Origin of the sequence: Streptomyces sp. NPDC058955, from assembly GCF_042741435.1 — a bacterium.
Taxonomy (GTDB): domain Bacteria; phylum Actinomycetota; class Actinomycetes; order Streptomycetales; family Streptomycetaceae; genus Streptomyces.
This window is the reverse complement of record NZ_JBHYKM010000131.1, coordinates 1-20,629: the sequence shown is the minus strand read 5'-3', so window position 1 is coordinate 20,629 and position 20,629 is coordinate 1. Positions and strand designations below refer to the sequence as shown.

Below are 20,629 nucleotides of genomic sequence, written 5' to 3'. Positions count from 1 at the left end.
TCACTCTCTGTGCGACCCCCCACACAACCCACCCCCACCCGCCCCCCCCCCCGCCCGCCGCCCCCCCCCCCCCCGGCTCTCCGGCGGAAGGCTTCCGTCAGGCCTCGGTCAGCTCGACCTGGACCTCGACCTCGACGGGGGCGTCGAGCGGGAGGACGGTGACGCCGACGGCGCTGCGGGCGTGCACGCCCTTGTCGCCGAGGATCTCGCCGAGCAGCTCGCTGGCGCCGTTGATGACGCCGGGCTGGCCGGTGAAGTCGGCGGCGGAGGCGACGAAGCCGACGACCTTCACGACCCGCTTGATGCGGTCGAGGTCACCGGCGACCGACTTCACGGCCGCGAGCGCGTTCAGCGCGCAGGTGGCGGCGAGCGCCTTGGCCTCCTCGGCGGTCACCTCGGCGCCGACCTTGCCGGTCACCGGAAGCTTGCCCTCCACCATCGGGAGCTGGCCCGAGGTGTAGACGTACACGCCGGACTGCACGGCCGGCTGGTAGGCGGCGAGCGGCGGGACGACCTCGGGCAGCTTCAGGCCCAGCTCGGCGATCCGCGCCTCGACGGCCCCGCTCACGACTGCGGCCGCTTCATGTAGGCCACCAGCTGCTCCGGGTTGGGCCCGGGCACGACCTGGACGAGCTCCCAGCCGTCCTGGCCCCAGTTGTCGAGAATCTGCTTGGTCGCGTGCACCAGAAGCGGCACCGTGACGTACTCCCACTTGGTCATGGGCCCGACTGTAGCCGCTGCGGCGGAGTGCTCCGCCGAGGCTCCCCCTAGGGTCCGGACTCCGGGGGCTCTCCGGGGCGGTCCGCTGATTGCGCGGGCCCGCCAGTGGTTAGGCTCGACAGCGTGAGCAGGCTCCAGGTCGTCAGCGGCAAGGGCGGTACCGGTAAGACGACGGTCGCCGCCGCCCTCGCCCTCGCCCTCGCGACGGAGGGGAAGCGCACGCTCCTCGTCGAGGTCGAAGGCAGACAGGGCATCGCACAGCTCTTCGAGACGGAGGCGCTTCCCTACGAGGAGCGCAAGATCGCCGTGGCTCCGGGCGGCGGCGAGGTGTACGCGCTGGCGATCGACGCCGAGCGCGCGCTCCTCGACTACCTCCAGATGTTCTACAAACTGGGCGGCGCGGGCCGGGCGCTGAAGAAGCTCGGCGCGATCGACTTCGCGACGACGATAGCCCCGGGGGTACGGGACGTCCTGCTCACCGGGAAGGCGTGCGAGGCGGTCCGCCGGCGGGACCGGGACGGCCGCCCGGTCTACGACCACGTGGTGATGGACGCGCCGCCGACCGGCCGCGTCACCCGCTTCCTCAACGTGAACGACGAGGTGGCCGGGCTGGCCAGGATCGGCCCGATACACAACCAGGCGCAGGCCGTGATGGGCGTCCTCAAATCGCCCGACACGGCGGTGCACCTGGTGACGCTGCTGGAGGAGATGCCGGTCCAGGAGACGGCGGACGGCGTCGCCGAACTGCGCGCGGCGGGGCTGCCGGTGGGCCGGGTGGTGGTCAACATGGTCCGCCCGCAGGTGCTGGACGAGGCGGCGGTGCGGGCCGCCTCCGGCGACCACCGCGAGGCGATCGCGCGGGCGCTGGTGTCCGCCGGGGTCGCGGGCGGCGCCGGGCTGGTGGAGCCGCTGCTCGACCAGGCGGCCGAGCACGCCCGGCGGGTGGAGCTGGAGCGGACCCAGCGGGCGGTCCTGGACGGTGTCGGCGTGCCCGCGCACGAGCTGCCGTACCTGGGCGACGGCGCGGACATCGCGGGCCTCTACCGGCTGGCGAAGGAACTGCGGAGGCAAGGGGTGGGTGCGGCGTGACGGAGCGGATCCCCGGGTCGGACGAGGCCCCGGACACCGCCACGGGCGGGCTCGACGCCGTGCCCGTCCTGGAGATCGACCCGATCCTGGACGACCGGGGGACGAGGATCATCGTCTGCTGCGGTTCCGGCGGGGTCGGCAAGACGACCACGGCGGCGGCGCTGGGCGTGCGGGCGGCGGAGCGGGGCCGGCGGGTGGTCGTCCTCACCATCGACCCGGCCCGCCGGCTGGCCCAGTCGATGGGCATCGACGCGCTGGACAACACGCCCCGCAAGGTGGACGGCGTGAAGGGGCCGGACGGCGGCGAGCTGCACGCCATGATGCTGGACATGAAGCGGACCTTCGACGAGATCGTCGAGGCGCACGCGGAGCCGGCCCGGGCCCGGGCGATCCTGGAGAACCCCTTCTACCAGTCCCTGTCGGCCGGTTTCGCCGGTACGCAGGAGTACATGGCGATGGAGAAGCTGGGCCAGCTGCGGGCCCGGGACGAGTGGGACCTGATCGTCGTCGACACCCCGCCGTCCCGCTCGGCGCTGGACTTCCTGGACGCGCCGAAGCGGCTCGGGTCCTTCCTGGACGGGAAGTTCATCAAGCTGCTGATGGCGCCGGCGAAGGTGGGCGGCCGGGCCGGGATGAAGTTCCTCAACGTCGGCATGTCGATGATGTCGGGGACGCTGGGGAAGCTGCTGGGGGGTCAGTTCCTGGGCGACGTGCAGACCTTCGTCGCCGCGATGGACACGATGTTCGGCGGCTTCCGGACGCGGGCGGACGCCACGTACCGGCTGCTCCAGGCGCCGGGCACGGCCTTCCTCGTGGTCGCGGCGCCCGAGCGGGACGCGCTGCGGGAGGCCGCGTACTTCGTGGAGCGGCTGGCCGCCGAGGGCATGCCGCTGGCCGGTCTCGTCCTCAACCGGGTGCACGGCAGCGGTGCGGAGCGGCTCTCTGCCGAGCGGGCACGGGCGGCCGCGGAAAATCTTGAGGAGGGCCGCATTGTGGATCAGGCGGCCGGGAATGCTGGACTGCGTGGCGTCCCGGCCCCGTCGTCCGAGCCGTCGCACCCCGCCACCGCCGCCGACTCCCCCGAACGCCCCCCTGCCGCACCCGAGGCTGCCCCCACAGCCGACGTGCCCGAAGAACACCACGGCAGCGAAGAACACGGCACGGACACCGATCCGGACACCGATCCGGACATCGCGCGGCTCACCGCGGGTCTGCTCCGGCTGCACGCCGAGCGGATGCGGGTGCTCGCGCGCGAACAGCGCACGCGGGACCGCTTCACGGCCCTCCACCCGGAGGTGCCGGTGACCGAGGTGGCCGCCCTGCCCGGCGATGTGCACGACCTCGCCGGGCTGCGGGCCATCGGTGAGTGCCTCTCGTCCCCGCGCGACCGGTCCTGACGGGACCTCACGGGGCGAGCGGGGCTATCCGACCGCGGCGTACTCCTCGTACGTCGCGTCGTCCTCCATCGCCACGGGCAGCAGGCCCGCGCCGCGCTCGTACTCGGTGCGGGCGGTCTCCAGGAGCCGCCGCCACGAGGTGACCGTGGGCCGCCGGCGCAGCAGGGCACGGCGCTCGCGCTCCGTCATGCCGCCCCACACGCCGAACTCCACACGGTTGTCCAGGGCGTCGGCCAGGCACTCGGTGCGCACCGGGCAGCCGGTGCACACCGCCTTCGCCCGGTTCTGTGCCGCTCCCTGCACGAAAAGTTCATCCGGATCGGTAGTGCGGCAGGCCGCCTGCGCACTCCAGTCAGCTACCCAGCCCATACCGGCGCCGTCCTCTCCCGAATCGAGGCTCCCCCACGGCGGCAGCGGCATATTCACCGCTGCCAGTTGGGACGTTACGGAAGGCGGGGACAGCGCAACACCCCCTTCGGGCCCAATCTTGAATGGTCCGAACGGACTATGCGTGCGCGTCAGATCACCCAGGGGAGTGAGCGCAGGACATGCGTGTGTTATGGGACACCCCACGACACACGCACCGGAATCGGACATGCTCTTCCCGCGGATTCGGGGACGCGGGAACTCATGCCGGAAATCAGGCGAATGTCACGCACGGGGGTTGATACGGGACCGCACTCCTGTGACAGTTGGGAGCAGCTTAGGCCAAGGCATATACGCGTGTCCGGCGATTGAGAACGTAGGCTGCCCCCATGGCAAAGAAGCGCTCGGGCGGTGGTCTGACCGGGACCCAGCAGGCCGCCAAGTTCCTCGGTGTCAGTGTGCTCTCCGGAGCCGTGCTGGCGGGCATCGCCCTGCCCGCGGCCGGCGCACTGGGTCTGGCGGCCAAGGGCACGGTCGAGGGGTTCGACGAGATCCCCTCGAATCTGAAGACCCCGCCACTCAGCCAGCGCACCACCATCCTGGACTCCGAGGGCGGGCTCATCGCCACGGTCTACTCGCGGGACCGCAAGGTGGTGCCGCTGGAGAAGATCTCCCCGTACATGCAGAAGGCGATCGTCGCGATCGAGGACTCGCGCTTCTACGAGCACGGGGCCATCGACCTCAAGGGCGTGCTCCGCGCGATCAACAAGAACGCGCAGTCGGGCGGCGTCTCCGAGGGCGCGTCCACGCTCACCCAGCAGTACGTGAAGAACGTCTTCGTCGAGGAGGCCGGTGACGACCCGGAGAAGGTCGCGCAGGCCACCCAGCAGACGATCGGCCGCAAGGTCCGCGAGCTGAAGTACGCGATCCAGGTCGAGGAGGAGCTGGGCAAGAAGAAGATCCTGGAGAACTACCTCAACATCACGTTCTTCGGGCAGCAGGCGTACGGCATCGAGGCCGCCTCGCAGCGCTACTTCTCCAAGCCCGCGGCCAAGCTGGACCTGGGCGAGGCCGCGATGATGGCCGGCCTGGTGCAGTCGCCGAGCCGCTTCGACCCCATCAACGACCTCCAGGAAGCCACCAAGCGGCGGAACATCGTCCTCCAGCGGATGATGGACGTCGGCGACATCAGCCAGGCCGAGTTCGAGAAGGCCAAGGCGACGCCGATCAAGCTGAAGGTGAAGTCGCCGAAGAACGGCTGCATCACCGCCGTCGACGGCGCCGGCTTCTTCTGCGACTACGTCCGCAAGACGATCCTCAGCGACCCGATCTTCGGCAAGACCGCCGAGGACCGCCAGAAGCTGTGGAACCTGGGCGGTCTGACCGTCCGCACCACGCTGGACCCGAAGGCGCAGGCGGCGGCGAACGAGGCGGCCGTGGCCAAGGTGAACAAGGACGACCCGGTCGCGACCGCCGTCGTCCAGGTCCAGCCCGGCACCGGCAAGATCCTGTCGATGAGCCAGTCCCGCCCGTACGGCCTGGACCAGAAGCAGCACCAGACCACGCTCAACCTCGCCGTCGGCAGCAAGATGGGCGGCACCACGTACGGCTTCCAGGTCGGCTCGACCTTCAAGCCGATCACAGCCGCCGCGGCCCTGGAGAAGGGGATCAGCCCGGCGCAGAACTTCGACACGCCGTGGAAGATCTCCATGCAGGAGAGCGACTTCACGCGCTGCGACGGCAGGCCCGCCGGCAACAAGGAGTGGCCGGTCCAGAACGAGCTCAAGTCCGAGAAGGGCATGTTCGACATGACGAGCGCCCTCGGCAAGTCCATCAACACGTACTTCGCCAAGCTGGAGCAGATGGCCGGCCTCTGCGAGACGCTGACGATGGCGAAGAAGGTCGGCTACGAGCGCGAGCTGGGCAAGCCGATCCGGCAGAGCCCGGCCGCGACCCTCGGCACCCCGGAGAGCACCCCGCTCGACATGGCGAACGTCTACGCGACCTTCGCCAACCGCGGCATCTACTGCGTCCCGGTGGTCATCGACTCCATCAAGACCGCCAACGGCGACAAGCTGAACGTGCCGCAGACCAAGTGCACGCGCGCGATGTCCGACCGCACCGCCGACATGATCAACCAGATGCTGAAGGGCGTCGTCGAGGACGGCACCGGTACCCGGGCCGGTCTGAGCGACCGGGACAACGCGGGCAAGACCGGTACCACCGAAGGCCGCAAGGACGCCTGGTTCGTCGGCTACACCCCGGACCTGTCCACCGCCGTCTGGGTCGGCGACGATGTCGGCGAGCGCCAGGAGATGTACGACCTCACCATCGGCGGCGTCTACTACGACAAGGTCTGCGGTGGCTGCCTCCCCGGCCCGATCTGGCGGATCGCCATGACCGGCGCGCTCGGCTCCGACGCGCCCTCCTTCGTCGACGTCAAGGTCCCCCGGGCCGAGAAGCCGAAGCCGAAGGACAAGCCGGAGGACGGCAAGCCCGGCGACCGGGACGACGACAAGCCGTCCGACAAGCCGACCATCACGATCCCGACCATCCCGCTCCCCGATCTGACCGGCGGCGACGCCACCCGGGGCGGCAACGGCGGCCGCGGCAGGGGCTGACGCGCGGCACGGACGTGAGAAGGGGGGGGGGGTGGGGGGGGGCGGGGGGGGGGGCTGGCGGGGGGGGGGCGGGGTGTGTGCGCGCGCGTTCGCGTGCTAGTTCCGCTCACCCCCCGCTCGGGTCTGCGGCTGCCGCCCCCCCCTTCTGTCACGTACGGGGCTCTGGGCTCAGCCCGCGAGCAGCTTCTTCACCGCGGCGGCGACCCGGCCGCCCTCGGCCTGGCCGGCCACCTTCGGGTTCACGATCTTCATCACGGCGCCCATGGCCCGCGGGCCCTCGGCACCGGCGGCCTTCGCCTCCTCGACGGCGGCGGCGACGATGCCGTCCAGCTCCTCGTCGGAGAGCTGCTTGGGCAGGTACGCGTCGAGGAGGACGCCCTCCGCCCGCTCGCGCTCGGCCGACTCGTGGCGACCGCCCTGCTCGAAGGCGTCCGCGGCCTCGCGCCGCTTCTTCGCCTCCTTGGCGATCACCTTCTGCACCTCGTCCTCGGAGAGCTCGCGCTTGGTCTTGCCCGCGACCTCCTCCTTGGTGATCGCGGCGATGGTCAGCCGCAGGGTCGAGGAGCGCAGCTCGTCGCGGTCCTTGATCGCGGCGTTGAGGTCGTCCTTCAGTCGTGCCTTGAGCGTGGTCATGGCATCAAGTGTGGCAGGTGCTCCCGGCGTACCGCCCGTGCATTTACGCCCCACGGGTCTGGAACGATGGGGGGATGCGCGCACGGTACGGGATCCCCCTGAAGATCACGGCAGGCGTCGCGGCCACGGCCGCGGCCGGACTCGTCTACGCGGCGGGCTTCGAGGCCCGCTCCTTCCGGCTCCGCCGGATCACCGTCCCCGTCCTGCCACCGGGCATGGACGACCTCCGGGTGCTCCAGGTCTCGGACGTGCACATGGTGTGCGGCCAGAACAAGAAGCGCGCCTGGCTGCAGAAGCTCGCCGGGCTCCGCCCCGACTTCGTCGTGAACACCGGCGACAACCTCTCCGACACCGAGGCCGTGCCGGAGCTCCTCGACGCGCTGGGACCGCTGATGGAGTTCCCCGGCGTGTACGTCTTCGGCTCCAACGACTACTACGGCCCCCGGCTGCGCAACCCCGCCCGCTACCTCCTGGAGAAGGCGCAGGGCCGGCACGGGCTCAACGGCAACAAGCCGGTCGTCGGCGCCGTGCACAACCCGTGGGAGGGCATGAAGGACGCCTTCGACGCGGCCGGCTGGGTGGACCTCACCAACACCCGCGGCCGGCTCAAGCTGCCCCAGGCCGAGCTGGCCTTCACCGGCCTCGACGACCCGCACATCAAGCGGGACCGGTACGAGCGGGTGGCCGGCGGCCCCGACGCCTCGGCGGACTTCTCCCTGGGCATCGTGCACGCCCCCTACCTGCGCACCCTCGACGCCTTCACCGCCGACGGCTACGAGCTGGTCCTCGCCGGGCACACCCACGGCGGGCAGCTGTGCGTCCCCTTCTACGGGGCCCTCGTCACCAACTGCGACCTCGACACCGACCGCGTGAAGGGCCTCTCCACCCACACCGCCGGCGGCCACACCTCCTACCTGCACGTCTCGGCGGGCTGCGGCACCAACCGCTTCACCCCGGTCCGCTTCGCCTGCCCGCCCGAGGCGACGCTGCTCACCCTGACGGCACGCGCCTGACCTCCGTACGGGGGCGCCCCCGCCCCCGTACCGTGGCGGCCATGCCGAACCGTTTCATCGCCGTCGTCCGCGCCCTGATCGCCCTCACCGCGGCGACCGGCGTGACGATCGACTGCGTCGTGGGGAACCCCCTCGTCGCCTTCAGCTTCTTCACCATCTGGACCAACACCGCCGTCGCCGTCGTCCTCGGCCTCGGCGCCGTCCGCGCCTGGACCGGCCGGCCCCCGCTGCCGGCCCTCTGGACCGGCGGGACGCTGCTCTGCATCTCCGTCGTCGGACTCGTCTTCCACCTGGTCCTCGACAACCCGTCGAGCGGCTTCGACCAGGCCGCCGCCATCGACGCGCTCACCGGCGCCCGGGCCGTCTCCAACCAGCTCCTGCACACGGTCACCCCCCTCGGCGTCGCCCTGGACTGGCTGCTGCTCACCCGCCCCGGCGCCTTCCGCCCCCGCCACGCCGCCCTCTGGCTCGCCGCCCCTGGCACGTACCTGGTCTTCTCCCTGGTCCGCGGCGCCCTGCTCCCCGCGGGCCACCCGACCCGGTACACGTACCCCTTCCTCGACGTCGCCGCCCACGGCTACGCCGACGTCCTGTTCAACGCCCTCGTCCTCGGCCTCGCCTTCTACGCCCTCGGCCTCCTCCTCGTCCTGGCCGACCGCTTCCGACCTGCAGTGGCGGGCCGCGAGAACCGGATTTCGTCTCTGGGCGCCGGTGGGCTAAAGTAATCGATGTCGCCGCGACGAGAACAACAGAGCAGCGACATCGGGGTGTAGCGCAGCTTGGCAGCGCGCTTCGTTCGGGACGAAGAGGTCGTGGGTTCAAATCCCGCCACCCCGACAGCCGAAACAGCAGGTGAGGCCGGTACTGATCTCAGTACCGGCCTCACCTGTTTCTGTTGCTGTTTCTGTTCCTGTTTCTGTTGCCGCGGGGTGGGGGCCGGTGTGACGGGGTTGTTGTGGGTGCACGGGGCCGGGGGGAGTGCCGAGGGGCACTTCGGGGGGTTGCGGCGGCGGCTCGGGGAGCGGTTCCGGTACGTGGCCGGAGAGTTGCCCGGGCGGGGCGGGGTCCCCGTCGACGAGGTCGTGGACGGGCTCGTGGCCGCCGCCGACGACGCCGGGGTGGGGGCGTTCGTCGTGTGCGGGTACTCGCTGGGGACGCCGTTGGCCGTGCGGCTCGCGGTGCGGCATCCGGAGCGGGTCACGGGGGTGGTGCTGACCGCGCCGTTCGCCCGGGCCGACCACCGGATGCGGCTGGGGCTCTCGCTGTGGCGGGGGCTGTACGAGAGCGGGCGGCCGCGGCTGCTCGCCGAGCACCTGGCGCTGAGCGGGCTCGGCGGGAGCTTTCTGGACCGGACCGATCCGGACCGGCTGCGGGCCATGCTGATGCTGGCGCCCGCGCCGCCCGCCGGGACCCCCGGCCATCTGGAGCTCGCCGGGCGGATCGACGTACGGGAGGACCTGGGGCGGATCGCGGCGCCGGCGCTCGTCGTCGTCACCGCCGAGGACCCGCTGGTCTCCCCCGACCGCCAGCGGGCGCTCGCCGCCGCCGTCCCGGGCGCCAGGACCGCCGAACTCGCCACCGGGCACCTGCCGTTCTGGGAGGACCCGGAGGGATGGGCGGACCTGGTCGAGGAGTTCCTGGGGACCGGCGTCAGATGATCGGCGGGCGGCCCAGCCTCGTCATGCGCAGCACGGTGGACCAGCGCATCGGGCGGCGCGGGCCGGCGGGGGCCTTCAGGCCCTCCGCGAACCCCCCGAACCAGGCGCGCAGACCCCGCACCGAGCGGGTGCGGGCCACGGTCAGCAGGACCCAGACCGCCAGGTAGAGCGGGACCAGCGGGGCCGGCAGGTTCCGCTTCGCCAGCCACACGCGGTTGCGGGCCGTCATCCGGTAGTAGACGTCGTGCCGGGCCGGGCTGGTCTTCGGGTGCTGGAGCAGCAGCTCGGGCGCGTACTTGATCCGCCAGCCGGCGTCGAGGGCCCGCCAGGCCAGGTCGGTCTCCTCGTGCGCGAAGAAGAAGTCCTCCGGCCAGCCGCCGATCCGGTCGAGCATCGGCATCGACAGGCCGTGGCCGCCACCGAGGAAGGTGGTGACCTCGCCTCCGCGCATCGGGTCCTTCGCGCCGAGCCGCGGGATGTGCCGGCGCTGGGTCTCGCCCGTCTCGTCGGCGATCCGGAAGGAGACCACGCCGAGCTCCGGCTCGGTCTCGTACAGGTCCGCCAGGCGGCGGAAGACGTCCGTGTCGATCAGCAGGCCGTCGTCGTCCAGGTCCACCAGGACGTCCACGTCGCCGAAGGAGCGGAGGGTGTCGATGGCCACGTTCCGCCCGCCGGTGACCCCGCGGTTCTCGGGCAGCTCCACCCCGGTGACGCCGTCGGGGAGCGCGGGCAGCGAACCGGTGCCGTTGCCGACCACGACGACGCGGGCGGCGGGCTCGTCCTGCCGCGCCACCGAGTCGAGCAGCGCGCCCAGCTCGGCGGGGCGGGTGCCCATCGTCAGTACCGCCACGCCCACTCTCGGTCGCGCCACGGTCCACTCCGTTCCAGCTCGGGGTCGGGTCTCGCGTGCGGGCCGGCTCCCGCCGGCCCCACGGCACCCATTGTTCACCCTCCGGGAACCCGGACGGAACCCGGAAGGTACCGGAGCGGTACCCGGGGTGGGAGGCGGGGTGGCAGGCGGGGTGGGGCGGGGGCGGGAGCGGGAAGGGGGCGGGCCGGATCGGTGGCCGGTGGAATCGGTCCGTCCGTGGCGGAACCCCCGGGGGCCTCCCCGGCGTCCGTGCGTACGTCGGCGGTTCCGTCGTGGTTCCGTCGTGGTTCCGTCCGCGGTTCCGTCGTGGTTCCGCTTCGGGGGGAGCGCGGCGAGGGCGCGGGGCCGGCGGCTCTACCCTGGTCCTCTGCCGTCAAGTGATCGATTGTCGAAAGGGCGTCTCCTGGTGCTGGTCGCGGACCGATATCGGCTTCACGGGTGTATCGGCCGTGGCGGCATGGGCGAGGTGTGGCAGGCCACCGACGAGGTCCTCGGCCGGCCGGTCGCCGTGAAGCTGATGCTGGCGCAGTCCACCGACCCCTCCGGTGCCGACCGCTTCCGCCTGGAGGCGCAGACCGCCGCCCGGCTCAGCCACCCGCACGTCGTCGGCGTCTTCGACTTCGGCACCTGGGACGGCAAGCTCTTCCTGGTGATGGAGCTGGTCGAGGGCGACAGCCTCGGCTCCACCCCCGCCCACCCGCTGGTGCTGCCCGCCGAGCGGGTCGCCGTGGTCGCCGCGCACGCCGCCGCCGGCCTCGCCGCCGCCCACCGGCAGGGCGTGGTCCACCGCGACATCAAGCCCGGCAACCTGCTCATGGACGCCGAGGGCACGGTCAAGCTGGCCGACTTCGGCATCGCCCGCTTCGTCGACGACCCCTCGGCCGGGCTGACCACCACCGGGCAGATCGTCGGCACCGGCCTCTACCTGGCCCCGGAGCGGGCCCTCGGCAAGCCCGCCTCGCCCGCCTCGGACGTCTACTCGCTGGGCTGCGTCCTCTACCAGCTGCTCACCGGGCACCCGCCGTTCCGCGCGGACACCGCGACCGCCCTGCTGTACCAGCACATCGACAGCGCGCCGACCCCGCCGAGCCGGCTCGGGGTCGTCCTCACCCCCGCCTTCGAGGCGTATCTGCTGAGCCTGCTGGCCAAGCAGCCCGAGCAGCGCCCGCCGGCCCAGGCCATCGCCGACTGGTTCGGCTCCGGCGCCTGGCGGGAGTACGCGCCCCGCCCCGCCGCCGCGGCCATGCCCGGGGCCGTCCCCGCCGCCCCGCCGGTGCAGACGGCGCCGCCCGCGCACCTCGGGCCCGGTCCTTCGCCGGCCGCCATGCCCGCTTCCCGGCCCCCCGCCCCCCGGCCCCCCTCCCCCACCCCCTCCTCCTTCTCCCCCGGGCCCGCTTCCGCGCCGACGGCCGTGGCGGCCGCCGCGGGCGGCGGCGCGCGCCGGCGGGCGGGCGGGCGGAGCGGGGGCGGCTCCGGGTCCGCCGGGGGCGCGCTCGCCGAGCTGTCCCGGCGCCGGCCGCGCAAGACGGCCGCCGTCGCCGGGATCGTCGCCTTCGTCGTCTTCCTCTTCATCGGCATGGCCTGGCTGTCCTGACCGGGCCACCCGGGCCGCGCCCCCTCAGTACAGCCGGGGTGCCATGACGTGCGCGTCGGGGTCCCCCTCGACGATGAGGAGACAGCGGGGCACGCCCGGGCCCGCGGTGGCGCGCACGGTCGCCGGGGTCGGCGGGTCCGTCGGCAGCTCGATCGGGACGGCCACCGGACGGTCGCCCTCGGCCGGCGTGTGCCCGGTCTCCTTGCCGTCGACCAGCACCTCGACCACGGGCCGCAGACCGGTCTCCACGGTCGCCGAGACCGAATGGCCCCGGTAGTCGATGTGGAAGTGGTGGCGTCGCCTCATGGGTCACCTCCGCGGCGGGCTCCGGACGCCGCCTCCGGCGCCTGCGGACACCTCCGTCCCTCCAGCGTAGGGACGCCGGGCCCGGCCCGCCCCTCCGGACCGGCCGTCACCGCGTGAAGAGGAGCCCCAGGCAGCCGATGCCGACCAGCACGGCGCAGACCGTCAGGTTCACCGCCCGGTACTCCAGGAAGACCGCGGCGAACTCGCGGATCGTGGCGCTCGGCCAGAAGTACGCGGCGGTCGGCGAGCCCACCACCTGGCCGTCCACCCCCGCCTTCCGCGCCATGAGCGCCGCCCGGAAGGCGTGGAAGTTGTTGGTGACGACGACACAGCCGGCGCCCGGCCGCTCCGCCTCCATCAGCTCCTTGCTGAAGAGCAGGTTCTCCTCGGTGGTGCGGGAGCGGTCCTCGCGGACGATCCGGTCCTCCGGGAAGCCCCGCTCCACCAGGTACGCGGCCATGGCGTGGGACTCCGGCAGCTCCTCGTCCGGGCCCTGGCCACCGGAGGTGACGAGGAGCGGCGGCCCGTCCCCGCCGCGCGCGGCCAGCCGCTCGTACACCTCCCGCCCCCGGTCGAGCCGGCTCGCGAGGAGCGGCGGCACCCGCCGGCCGCCGATCAGCCCGGAACCCAGCACCACCACGAAGCCGGCGTCCCGGCGCAGCCGCATCCGGCCGTAGAGGAACGCGTACCCCACGAAGCAGAGGAAGAGGAAGGAGACGTAGCCGAGGACGAGCAGCAGGGTGACGGACACGACGCCGAGGACCCGGGAGCGGAGCAGGATTGCCACCGCCGTCAGCCCGAGCACCCCGAAGATGCCGAGGCCGGCGAGGAGCGAGAGCAGGTTGGCCGGGCGTCTGCCCTCCTTGCGGATCATCTCGACGCCGTTGGCGCAGAGCAGCCCGGCGAGGACCACCGGGCCGAGGCCGAGCACCAGCAGGAGCAGGACGAGGACCGTCTCCGTCAGACCGTGCGGCAGGTCGTCGACGGCCGAGAGCAGGCCGAGGCCGAGGAAGGTGACGGCGAGACCGAGGTACACCGCGTTCCCGAAGCGGCGGCGGTCGCGCAGCACGCCGACCCCGAAGCAGAGGAGGAAGAGGGCGGACACCGCGAAAGCGATCATGGCGCCATCGTAGGCACCGGGCCGGGCGACGGAGCAGACCCCGGACGAAGCTGTGGACAACTCCTCGACGGGCGGACCGTCCCCACCCCTCACGGGTGCGGCCGGGGGGGAATCGCGGCCGGGAGGGGCGGTCAGCGCTCCCGGGAGAGCGCGAACAGCCCCTTCCGCGCGCCCTCTTCGTACGCCTCCCGCAGCTCCGGGTCCGCCAGCAGCGCGTTCAGCGCCGCGTCGCTGCGGGACCGGGCCGCCGTGCAGTACCGGGCCGGCCGGTAGGAGGTGTCGAAGGCGGCCGTGCGCAACAGGTCGACGGCGCCCAGGAGATGGGCTGCCCGGTCGGGGCGGCCGTCCAGCAGCCGGATGCGGGCGAGGAGTTCGGCGGAGCAGGCGGCGCCGACCGCGGAGCCGAGCCGCAGATGCTCGCGCAGCGCCCGCCGGGCGTGCTCGGCGGCCCGGGCCCGCTCCCCGTCCCAGGCAAGGAGTTCGGCCCGGGCGTGGTCCGCCCAGGCGTCGGCGAAGACGTCGCGGCCCGCCCAGGTCCGCCGCCCCACCCCGTCCAGCTCCAGCTGGTCCAGCGCCTCCTGGGCGGCCTCAGGGTCGGTGCGGCTGAAGCAGAGCGCCAGCGCCGCCCAGCACGCCTCCCGGGTCGGCCCGAAGTCGGGCACGTCCCCGATCTGCGCCAGCGCCTCCCGGAACTCGTCCGCCGCCGCCCGGGTCCGCCCCTGGTAGAGGGCGATGGAGCCGCGCAGATGGGCCAGCAGCCCCAGGCACCGCTCGTCCCCGTCCCGTACCGCGCTCGCCCACGCCTGCACGAGCAGCGGATCGGCGTCCTCGGGGCGGCCCGACTCCAGCTCCAGGAAGGCGGCGAGCCACAGCGCCCGGGCGGGCGGCGGGCCCGGATGCAGCGCCAGGGCGTGCCGCAGCCGGGTCCGCCCCTCGGTGACCCGCCCGCAGGACACCCACAGGAACCACAGCGAGACCGCGATCTCCAGGGCCGCGGCGGCCTCGTCGCCGGGCGCGTCCGCCGCCGTCGTCGGGTCCATCGCCGCGGCCAGGTCGGGGAGTTCGCGCAGTACCAGGTCGCGGGCGTCCAGCTGACGGCCCCGCTGCCACCACTCGGCGGCCCGCCGGGCGACCTTCACGCACCACGTGCGGTGGTGCAGGACCACGAGCCAGCGGTCGCCGCGCGCGGTGAGCCGGCGGGCGCCGACCGCCCGCATCGCGTGCGGCATCCAGTGGCGCGGCCCGCCGTCCTCGCCGTCGAACAGGTCGTCCACCGGCAGCAGCGCCCGGGACGCCAGCCGGTCCAGGACGACCCCGACGTCGACGGCGGCCAGCGCCCCGTACCCGCAGACCTCCTCCACCGCCCGCCGGTCGAAGGCGCCCTCGAAGACCGACAGCCGCTCCCACAGCAGGCGTTCCGCCGGGCCGGCGGACGCGTACCCCTCCTCGGCGGCGGCGAGCTGGTCCGCCCCGACCGGCTCGCCCCACAGCACCTCGTACTCGGGCGGCTCCCCCGCCACTCGCCTCATGGTCTCCATCCCCCGTGCGTCCCCGTTTCCCCGGATATGGCCAGGCCCGCCGGACACCCTCACTGTGACGTTTGGCCGAATACATGGCCATCGAGCGCCGAGGCGGCTTGAATGCATATGCCCTGGTCCACATCCTGGGGTGCTCTCGGGGCCACGACCAAGGTTTTCCGGGGATCGGCCAAGGAGGAAAATGCGTACCGGGGAATCCGTCCTGGGAGAGGCGGACATGTCGCTGATCCACGCGCTCCAGATACTGCCGCGGGCGAGCTGGACGCAGCTGTCCACCGTCCTCGGGACCGGACCCGACACCCTCGCCCGCCGCTGGGAGCACCTCACCGCCGGCGGCTACGCCTGGACCTCGATGCTCATCGCCCGGCGCGGCGCGGAGGCCGCCCTGTACGCGTGGGTCGAACTGGAGTGCACCGCCGGCACCACCGAGGCCACGGCGGTCGAACTGTCCGGCGACCCCGGCACCCTCGGCGTCCACGCGGTGACCGGCGGCGCCGACCTGATCCTGCTGCTGATCGCGCCGGACCTGCCCGCGCTCGACGCCTACGTCACCGGCCGGGTGCGCCGGCTGCCCGGGGTGCTCAGGGCCCGTACCCAGGTCGTCACCCGGATGCACAACCGCCCCTACCGCTCCCGGGTCGAGCAGCTCACCCCCGCGCAGGCGCGGCTGCTCACGGAGGTCTCCGCCCTGGAGCGGCGGGACGGGGTACGCGCGCGCGTGGTCCCCCAGGTGACGGACCTGGACCGGCGGCTCGTCGCGGAGCTGGCCGGGGACGCCCGCCGGAGCGCGGCCGAGCTGGCCCGGCAGTGCGGCACCAGCGAGTCGACGGTACGGCGCAGGCTGGAGGTCCTGTCGGCGGGCGGGGCGCTGCACCACCACTGCCAGCCGGCGCCGCGGTTCTCCGGGCGCCCGGTGTGGGCGATGGTGACGGCGCAGGTGGCGCCGCTGGACGAGGCGTCGACGGTGGCGGCGCTGACCCGGGTGCGGCGCACCCAGGTGATCACCTCGGTGACCGGGCCGCACAATCTGGCGGTGGCGATGTGGCTGGGCTCGGTCGAGGAGCTGCACGAGATCACGGCGGGGCTGGTGCGGGCCGCTCCGGCGCTGCGGATCACGGGGACGGCGGTCAGCCTGCGGACGTACAAGATCGGGGCGCAGGTGCTCGGCGCGGACGGGCGCCGGACGCACCACGTCCGCCCGGAGGCGTGACCCGGAGGGCGTGACCCGGGCCCGTGCGGGGCGGCCGGGGCGGGGGCCGTCCCCTTCCGGTCCGCGCCGCCCGCGTGGTCTCCTGGGCGCATGGAGTTCGCCGTGTTCGTGACGCTGCCCGGTCTGGTCATCCTGCTGACCGCGATCGCCTTCGCCGACCAGTTCCTGCGGATGACGGGCCGCGGGAAGCGCCGGGGCACGGTCTCCTCGACCGGCTTCGAGCAGCTGCACGCCACCTTCTCGCCCGGGAAGCAGAGCGAGCTGAAGGAGCGGCAGAGCGCCCTGCTGCTGCGGGACGACGAGGAGGACGGCGCGCCGCCGCGCCGGACCACGGTGGATCTGGCGGGCGGCCGAGCGGTGATCCGGCTCAGGCCGGACGCGACGCCTTGACCGAGTACATCAGCGGGATGCGGGGACGGCCGGCCGGGAAGCGGTGGTAGCCGTCCTCGTGGCGCTCCAGGGTCGCGTAGCGGGGGACGAGCGTGACGTCGTGCTCGTGCAGGAACTCGACGCGCAGTCCGGCCCTGGCGAGCGCGGTGACGACCTCGCCGACCGGGTGGACCCATTCGACGCTGCGGTTGTGCACCGTCTGCGCGTCGGTGTCGGCGTAGGTGCCGGGGGTGGTGTCCACCCAGGGGTCGCGGACGAAGTAGTCGTGGACGAGCGTGCTGCCGGTCTCGTCGTCGAAGGAGTCCGCGACGGGGTGGAACTCGGAGACGTACAGGAAGCCGCCGGGGGCGACGAGCGAGGCGGCGGTCTCCGCCCAGCGGTCGAGGTCGGGCAGCCAGCAGAGCGCGCCGACACCGGTGTAGACGATGTCGTACGCGCGGTCGGGCACGGCCTCGGCGGCGTCGTACACGTCGGCGGCGACGAACGCGGCCCGGTCGGGCCCGAGGCCGAGGTCGGCGGCGAGCGAGCGGGCGGTCTCGACGGCCGGCTCGGAGAAGTCGAGGCCGACGACCTGGGCGGCGCCGTGCCGGGCCCAGGAGAGGGTGTCGAGGCCGATGTGGCACTGGAGGTGCAGCAGGCTGCGACCGGTGACGTCGCCGACCTCGGCGAGCTCGAAGTCGCGCAGGGCGTCCTTGCCGGCGCGGAAGGCGTCGAGGTCGTAGAACTCGCTGGCGGCGTGGATCGGCACGCGTTCGTCCCAGCGGGCGCGATTGGCCTCGTGCCAGTCGTCGGGGGTCGGTGAGTACATGCGGCGAGGCTAGCGACCGGGTCGCCGGGGCGCGATCGGGTATTCGGGCCCTCCCGGCGGTGCGCCGGGGCCGTCCCCGTACCGTGGGGGGCGTGTACCGGTTCCTGAGGACCCCCCGCTGGTGGGGGATCAATCTCTTCGTCCTGCTGGCCGTCCCCGTCTGCGTCTTCATGGGGACCTGGCAGCTGGGCAAGTTCGAGGATCGCGTCGACTCCCACCAGGAGGCGGAGCGGCGGCCCGACGCGAGCGCGCAGCGGGCCGAGCCACTGGCGGAGCTGCTGCCGGTGGACAAGGAGACCTCCGGCCGCGCCGCCGAGGTCAGCGGCCGGTACGGGGAGCAGTTCCTGGTGCCGGACCGGGAGCTGGACGGCAGACCGGGCGCGTACGTGCTGACGCTGCTGCGGACGGACGAGGGGCGGTCGCTGCCGGTCGTCCGGGGCTGGCTCCCGGCGGGCGCGGAGGCGCCGGCCGCGCCGTCCGGCGAGGTCACGGTGGTGGGCGCGCTCCAGGCGTCGGAGAACCAGGGCACGAAGGGCGTGCGGACGGCCGGCGGGCTGCCCGAGGGGCAGCTCGGCATGATCAGCGCGGCCTCGCTGGTGAACGTGGTGCCGGACGACGTGTACGACGCGTGGATCACGCTCACCGACTCGCCGGCCGGTCTCACGCCGGTGCCGGCGGCCGCGGCGGCGGGCACGGGGCTGGACGCGAAGGCGTTCCAGAACCTCGGCTACACGGCGGAGTGGTTCGTCTTCGGCGGCTTCGTGGTCTTCATGTGGTTCCGGCTGCTGCGCCGGGACGCGGAGGCGGCCCGGGACGCGGAGCTGGGGCTGGCGGCGCCCTGACGGGCGCACGTCCCGCATGCGGCGAAGGGGCCGGGAGATCGCTCTCCCGGCCCCTCCTCGCATCTCTCAGTTCTTGAGCAGGCCCGTCCGGTAGACCGTGCCCGCGCAGGCGTCGGTGAGGACCGTGGTGACGGTCGGGTCGCCGGGCTCCGCGGTGTGGCTGACGGTGACGCTGCCCTGGCCCGGTTCGGCGCGCATGAGCTGGGTGCTGACGCCGGAGTCGGTGCCGGTGCCGGTCTCGGTGCCGGTGCCGGTGCCGCCGCCGGTCTCGGTGCCGCCGGGGTCGGTGCCCTCGCCGCCCTCGGTGGGCGTGGGCGTCGGCTCCGTCGCGGTCGGCGTCGGCTCGGTCGGCGTGGGCGTGGGCTCGGTCGGCGTCGGGCTGGGCTCGGTCGGCGTCGGGGTGGGCGGCGGGATGCTGCCGCCGATGGCCGGACAGGTCTCGCTCGGCACCCAGGCGAACTTCACCTGGTACGAGCCGCCGGGCTTGAGCAGCACCGAGGCGGACTCCGCCGACGGGTCGGGCAGGCCGGTCGCCGGGTCGCCGTTGCTGTGCCGGGTGACGGCGATCCGGTCGGGGTCGGCGGAGCCGATGGTGGCGACGCCGACCAGGCCGTCGCCGTCGACGACGCACGCCTCCTGGGAGGCGTTGACGATGGTGAAGCCGCCGTAGACGACTCCGGTGGCGTCGGGGCCGCTGTTGTACGCGCCGGCCGACTGGAGGGCGCCGCGGGCGCAGCTGGGCGCACCGCCGCCGGCGGCGGCGGTGCCGGAGGCGGTGGGGGTGCCCTTGGGGCCGGTCTGGTCGCCGTTCTTGCCGGGGGAGCCCTTGGTGGGTTCCGCGGTGGGCGAGACCTCGACGGAGGGCGCCTTGGTGGTGGCCGGGCCCTCGGCCTCGGCGCCGGTGCCGCCCTGTGCCTGTTCGCCGTGGCCGGCGAGGGCCGGGTTGGCGGTGGTGACGCCGGGGGAGCCGGCGACGTGGACGAGGGCGGGGACGGCGGTGCCGATCAGGACCGCCGCGGCGGCGGCGCCGACGAGGGCCTGCCGCTTGCGGGCGCGGCGGGCGGGGACGGCGTGCCGCAGGTGGTCGAGGGCCTCGGTGGACGGTTCGAGGCCCGCGACGGCGCCGTGGAGCAGCCGCCGCAGCGCGAGCTCGTCCTCCCCGTCGTCCTCGCCGGGTCCGGGCTCGAAGTCCATCATCAGTCGTCCACTCAGGTCGTCACGTCCGACGCGTCCCTGTTCGAAGACGCGTCCGCTGCGTTCGTCGGGGTCGTGGCGCTCCTCGCCGGCCTCCTCCGGCTCCCGGCCCTTCTCCGGCTCCGCGCTCATGCCTTCGCCTCCATGACGACGCGCAGGGCGGCGATGCCCCGGGAACCGTACGCCTTCACCGAGCCGAGCGAGATGCCGAGCGTCTCGGCGACCTGGGCCTCGGTCATGTCGGCGAAGTACCGCAGGACGAGGACCTCGCGCTGGCGGCGCTGGAGGCCCTTCATCGCCTTGATGAGGGCGTCGCGCTCCAGCTGGTCGTACGCCCCCTCCTCGGCGCTGGCCATGTCGGGCATCGGCTTGGAGAGCAGCTTGAGGCCGAGGATGCGGCGGCGCAGCGCGGACCGGGAGAGGTTGACCACGGTCTGGCGCAGGTAGGCGAGGGTCTTCTCGGGGTCGCGGACGCGCCGGCGGGCCGAGTGGACGCGGATGAACGCCTCCTGGACGACGTCCTCGCAGGAGGCGGTGTCGTCGAGGAGGAGGGCGGCGAGGCCGAGCAGCGACCGGTAGTGGGCGCGGTAGGTCTCGGTGAGGTGGTCGACGGTGGTGCCGGCGCCGGGGGCGGCGTCGGAGGCCTTGCGGGGCGCGGGGATGCCGCTGACTCCGCCCGCGCGGGATTCGGTGGGCACGACGGTGGTCACCGGAGGCCCGTCGAGAGGGCGTGGACGTACGGGCGGGCGGGCCGCCGACCCGCGTGCGGGCGCGGGGACGCCACCGGGTCCCCGGAGGGGGAGCACGGCCGTGCGGACCCCGCGGAGCGGGGAGAGCGCGGGAATGTCGAGTACGTCTGCCACGCCTGTTGGACTCGTGTTCCCCCGCGATGGTTGTACGCGTACCCCGTCGTTCTCGGCGACGAGCAGATCGTCCTCATGCGTAACCGTTCTCCCCCTTTGCCCCGTTTCTTCGCATGCTCCGCGCCACGTTCGTGGGTGAACGCGGAGACGCGCCCCGCCCAACTACTAGTTGCAGCAAGGGGGAAGAGCATCGTCCGACACCACATCACCGCAGTTCAAGGGGGTTCCGCCGCCGAATTGCTCACAGGATGTTCACAGAACCCACGAAGTCACCGCAATCGGATACGACGACCGCGCCCGGCGTGTCCGGCACGCCGACGACGGTGATCTTCGGCTCGGTGGGGTCGCTGGGTCTTATACACATCGGACGCTGACGACGACGGTGCAGGTGTAGAT

21 protein-coding genes and 1 tRNA gene are annotated in these 20,629 nt (G+C 73.3%); 11 read left to right on the top strand and 11 right to left on the bottom strand.

Annotated elements, in window-relative coordinates; all coding sequences use genetic code 11:
- Positions 1 to 97: 97 nt before the first annotated feature.
- Positions 98 to 568: a RidA family protein gene (locus ACFW1I_RS33100; RefSeq protein WP_346170327.1), complete on the bottom strand. Its 471-nt coding sequence runs from the start codon at positions 566 to 568 to the stop codon at positions 98 to 100.
- Entirely contained in the window at positions 565 to 720 is a 156-nt protein-coding gene (locus ACFW1I_RS33095; RefSeq protein ID WP_158821993.1) for a DUF4177 domain-containing protein, read from the bottom strand. The genes ACFW1I_RS33100 and ACFW1I_RS33095 overlap by 4 nt, the downstream gene beginning before the upstream one ends.
- 123 nt (positions 721 to 843) lie before the next feature.
- Between ACFW1I_RS33095 and ACFW1I_RS33090 the strand changes: the two genes are divergently transcribed.
- Positions 844 to 1,809 (top strand): ArsA family ATPase, encoded by a 966-nt coding sequence (locus ACFW1I_RS33090; protein WP_384676901.1) that lies wholly within the window; start codon positions 844 to 846, stop codon positions 1,807 to 1,809.
- Positions 1,806 to 3,206: an ArsA family ATPase gene (locus tag ACFW1I_RS33085; RefSeq protein ID WP_384676899.1), complete on the top strand. Its 1,401-nt coding sequence runs from the start codon at positions 1,806 to 1,808 to the stop codon at positions 3,204 to 3,206. Before ACFW1I_RS33090 ends, ACFW1I_RS33085 begins: the two co-directional genes overlap by 4 nt.
- A 24-nt stretch (positions 3,207 to 3,230) precedes the next feature.
- Here ACFW1I_RS33085 and ACFW1I_RS33080 read toward each other — a convergent pair whose 3' ends face one another.
- On the bottom strand, positions 3,231 to 3,575 hold the full coding sequence (locus ACFW1I_RS33080; RefSeq protein ID WP_030495795.1) for a WhiB family transcriptional regulator: 345 nt from the start codon (positions 3,573 to 3,575) through the stop codon (positions 3,231 to 3,233).
- Between the two features lie 386 nt (positions 3,576 to 3,961).
- On the opposite strand from ACFW1I_RS33080, the gene ACFW1I_RS33075 reads away from it, so the two are divergent.
- Positions 3,962 to 6,193, top strand: a complete 2,232-nt coding sequence (locus tag ACFW1I_RS33075) for a transglycosylase domain-containing protein (protein WP_384676897.1) — start codon at positions 3,962 to 3,964, stop codon at positions 6,191 to 6,193.
- Between the two features lie 168 nt (positions 6,194 to 6,361).
- Here the strand turns inward: ACFW1I_RS33075 and ACFW1I_RS33070 are convergent, their stop codons facing one another.
- Positions 6,362 to 6,826: a GatB/YqeY domain-containing protein gene (locus tag ACFW1I_RS33070; RefSeq protein WP_384676895.1), complete on the bottom strand. Its 465-nt coding sequence runs from the start codon at positions 6,824 to 6,826 to the stop codon at positions 6,362 to 6,364.
- A 74-nt stretch (positions 6,827 to 6,900) separates the two neighbouring features.
- Between ACFW1I_RS33070 and ACFW1I_RS33065 the strand changes: the two genes are divergently transcribed.
- The 4 genes from ACFW1I_RS33065 to ACFW1I_RS33050 all read left to right on the top strand — a co-directional run bounded on the left by ACFW1I_RS33065 (position 6,901) and on the right by ACFW1I_RS33050 (position 9,497).
- Positions 6,901 to 7,839: a metallophosphoesterase gene (locus ACFW1I_RS33065; RefSeq protein WP_384676893.1), complete on the top strand. Its 939-nt coding sequence runs from the start codon at positions 6,901 to 6,903 to the stop codon at positions 7,837 to 7,839.
- 41 nt (positions 7,840 to 7,880) lie between these two features.
- A complete protein-coding gene (locus ACFW1I_RS33060) occupies positions 7,881 to 8,564 on the top strand; it encodes a Pr6Pr family membrane protein (RefSeq protein WP_384676891.1) in 684 nt (227 codons plus the stop codon).
- Positions 8,565 to 8,602: 38 nt separating this feature from the next.
- A tRNA-Pro gene (locus ACFW1I_RS33055) sits at positions 8,603 to 8,676 on the top strand.
- A gap of 92 nt (positions 8,677 to 8,768) precedes the next feature.
- The gene (locus tag ACFW1I_RS33050) at positions 8,769 to 9,497 is read left to right on the top strand and encodes an alpha/beta fold hydrolase (RefSeq protein ID WP_384676889.1); all 729 of its coding nucleotides are present in this window, start codon (positions 8,769 to 8,771) and stop codon (positions 9,495 to 9,497) included.
- Here the strand turns inward: ACFW1I_RS33050 and ACFW1I_RS33045 are convergent.
- Positions 9,490 to 10,368, bottom strand: a complete 879-nt coding sequence (locus tag ACFW1I_RS33045; protein ID WP_384676887.1) for a glycosyltransferase family 2 protein — start codon at positions 10,366 to 10,368, stop codon at positions 9,490 to 9,492. The genes ACFW1I_RS33050 and ACFW1I_RS33045 overlap by 8 nt on opposite strands.
- A gap of 406 nt (positions 10,369 to 10,774) precedes the next feature.
- Here ACFW1I_RS33045 and ACFW1I_RS33040 point away from each other — a divergent pair, with 406 nt between their 5' ends.
- Positions 10,775 to 11,962, top strand: a complete 1,188-nt coding sequence (locus ACFW1I_RS33040) for a serine/threonine-protein kinase (RefSeq protein ID WP_384676885.1) — start codon at positions 10,775 to 10,777, stop codon at positions 11,960 to 11,962.
- Positions 11,963 to 11,986: 24 nt separating this feature from the next.
- Here ACFW1I_RS33040 and ACFW1I_RS33035 read toward each other — a convergent pair whose 3' ends face one another.
- The 3 genes from ACFW1I_RS33035 to ACFW1I_RS33025 all read right to left on the bottom strand — a co-directional run bounded on the left by ACFW1I_RS33035 (position 11,987) and on the right by ACFW1I_RS33025 (position 14,917).
- Entirely contained in the window at positions 11,987 to 12,268 is a 282-nt protein-coding gene (locus tag ACFW1I_RS33035) for a hypothetical protein (protein ID WP_384676883.1), read from the bottom strand.
- A gap of 106 nt (positions 12,269 to 12,374) precedes the next feature.
- The gene (locus ACFW1I_RS33030; RefSeq protein ID WP_384676882.1) at positions 12,375 to 13,388 is read right to left on the bottom strand and encodes a YdcF family protein; all 1,014 of its coding nucleotides are present in this window, start codon (positions 13,386 to 13,388) and stop codon (positions 12,375 to 12,377) included.
- A 131-nt stretch (positions 13,389 to 13,519) separates the two neighbouring features.
- Positions 13,520 to 14,917 carry a tetratricopeptide repeat protein gene (locus ACFW1I_RS33025; protein ID WP_384676880.1) on the bottom strand — a complete coding sequence of 466 codons (1,398 nt, stop codon included), beginning with the start codon at positions 14,915 to 14,917 and terminating at the stop codon, positions 13,520 to 13,522.
- 190 nt (positions 14,918 to 15,107) lie between these two features.
- On the opposite strand from ACFW1I_RS33025, the gene ACFW1I_RS33020 reads away from it, so the two are divergent.
- Both ACFW1I_RS33020 and ACFW1I_RS33015 read left to right on the top strand, forming a co-directional pair.
- On the top strand, positions 15,108 to 16,136 hold the full coding sequence (locus ACFW1I_RS33020) for an Lrp/AsnC family transcriptional regulator (RefSeq protein ID WP_384676878.1): 1,029 nt from the start codon (positions 15,108 to 15,110) through the stop codon (positions 16,134 to 16,136).
- A gap of 90 nt (positions 16,137 to 16,226) precedes the next feature.
- On the top strand, positions 16,227 to 16,526 hold the full coding sequence (locus ACFW1I_RS33015) for a DUF6191 domain-containing protein (protein WP_384676876.1): 300 nt from the start codon (positions 16,227 to 16,229) through the stop codon (positions 16,524 to 16,526).
- On the opposite strand, the gene ACFW1I_RS33010 is transcribed toward ACFW1I_RS33015, so the two are convergent.
- Positions 16,504 to 17,334, bottom strand: a complete 831-nt coding sequence (locus ACFW1I_RS33010) for a class I SAM-dependent methyltransferase (protein WP_384676874.1) — start codon at positions 17,332 to 17,334, stop codon at positions 16,504 to 16,506. The genes ACFW1I_RS33015 and ACFW1I_RS33010 overlap by 23 nt on opposite strands.
- Before the next feature lie 92 nt (positions 17,335 to 17,426).
- On the opposite strand from ACFW1I_RS33010, the gene ACFW1I_RS33005 reads away from it, so the two are divergent.
- Positions 17,427 to 18,176 carry an SURF1 family protein gene (locus ACFW1I_RS33005; RefSeq protein ID WP_384676872.1) on the top strand — a complete coding sequence of 250 codons (750 nt, stop codon included), beginning with the start codon at positions 17,427 to 17,429 and terminating at the stop codon, positions 18,174 to 18,176.
- Between the two features lie 66 nt (positions 18,177 to 18,242).
- Here the strand turns inward: ACFW1I_RS33005 and ACFW1I_RS33000 are convergent, their stop codons facing one another.
- The gene (locus ACFW1I_RS33000; RefSeq protein ID WP_384676870.1) at positions 18,243 to 19,502 is read right to left on the bottom strand and encodes a hypothetical protein; all 1,260 of its coding nucleotides are present in this window, start codon (positions 19,500 to 19,502) and stop codon (positions 18,243 to 18,245) included.
- Positions 19,499 to 20,176: a SigE family RNA polymerase sigma factor gene (locus tag ACFW1I_RS32995; protein WP_384676904.1), complete on the bottom strand. Its 678-nt coding sequence runs from the start codon at positions 20,174 to 20,176 to the stop codon at positions 19,499 to 19,501. The genes ACFW1I_RS33000 and ACFW1I_RS32995 overlap by 4 nt, the downstream gene beginning before the upstream one ends.
- Positions 20,177 to 20,629 lie beyond the last annotated feature (453 nt).

Bases quoted from the DNA above. Each gene is read 5' to 3' on its own strand.
- ACFW1I_RS33075 (WP_384676897.1), top strand. From the start codon at position 3,962: ATGGCAAAGAAGCGCTCGGGCGGTGGTCTGACCGGGACCCAGCAGGCC.
- ACFW1I_RS33030 (WP_384676882.1), bottom strand. From the start codon at position 13,388: ATGATCGCTTTCGCGGTGTCCGCCCTCTTCCTCCTCTGCTTCGGGGTC.
- ACFW1I_RS33025 (WP_384676880.1), bottom strand. From the start codon at position 14,917: ATGAGGCGAGTGGCGGGGGAGCCGCCCGAGTACGAGGTGCTGTGGGGC.
- ACFW1I_RS33000 (WP_384676870.1), bottom strand. From the start codon at position 19,502: ATGAGCGCGGAGCCGGAGAAGGGCCGGGAGCCGGAGGAGGCCGGCGAG.
- ACFW1I_RS33095 (WP_158821993.1), bottom strand. From the start codon at position 720: ATGACCAAGTGGGAGTACGTCACGGTGCCGCTTCTGGTGCACGCGACC.
- ACFW1I_RS33060 (WP_384676891.1), top strand. From the start codon at position 7,881: ATGCCGAACCGTTTCATCGCCGTCGTCCGCGCCCTGATCGCCCTCACC.
- ACFW1I_RS33065 (WP_384676893.1), top strand. From the start codon at position 6,901: ATGCGCGCACGGTACGGGATCCCCCTGAAGATCACGGCAGGCGTCGCG.
- ACFW1I_RS33010 (WP_384676874.1), bottom strand. From the start codon at position 17,334: ATGTACTCACCGACCCCCGACGACTGGCACGAGGCCAATCGCGCCCGC.
- ACFW1I_RS33070 (WP_384676895.1), bottom strand. From the start codon at position 6,826: ATGACCACGCTCAAGGCACGACTGAAGGACGACCTCAACGCCGCGATC.
- ACFW1I_RS33035 (WP_384676883.1), bottom strand. From the start codon at position 12,268: ATGAGGCGACGCCACCACTTCCACATCGACTACCGGGGCCATTCGGTC.
- ACFW1I_RS33080 (WP_030495795.1), bottom strand. From the start codon at position 3,575: ATGGGCTGGGTAGCTGACTGGAGTGCGCAGGCGGCCTGCCGCACTACC.
- ACFW1I_RS33020 (WP_384676878.1), top strand. From the start codon at position 15,108: ATGCGTACCGGGGAATCCGTCCTGGGAGAGGCGGACATGTCGCTGATC.
- ACFW1I_RS33015 (WP_384676876.1), top strand. From the start codon at position 16,227: ATGGAGTTCGCCGTGTTCGTGACGCTGCCCGGTCTGGTCATCCTGCTG.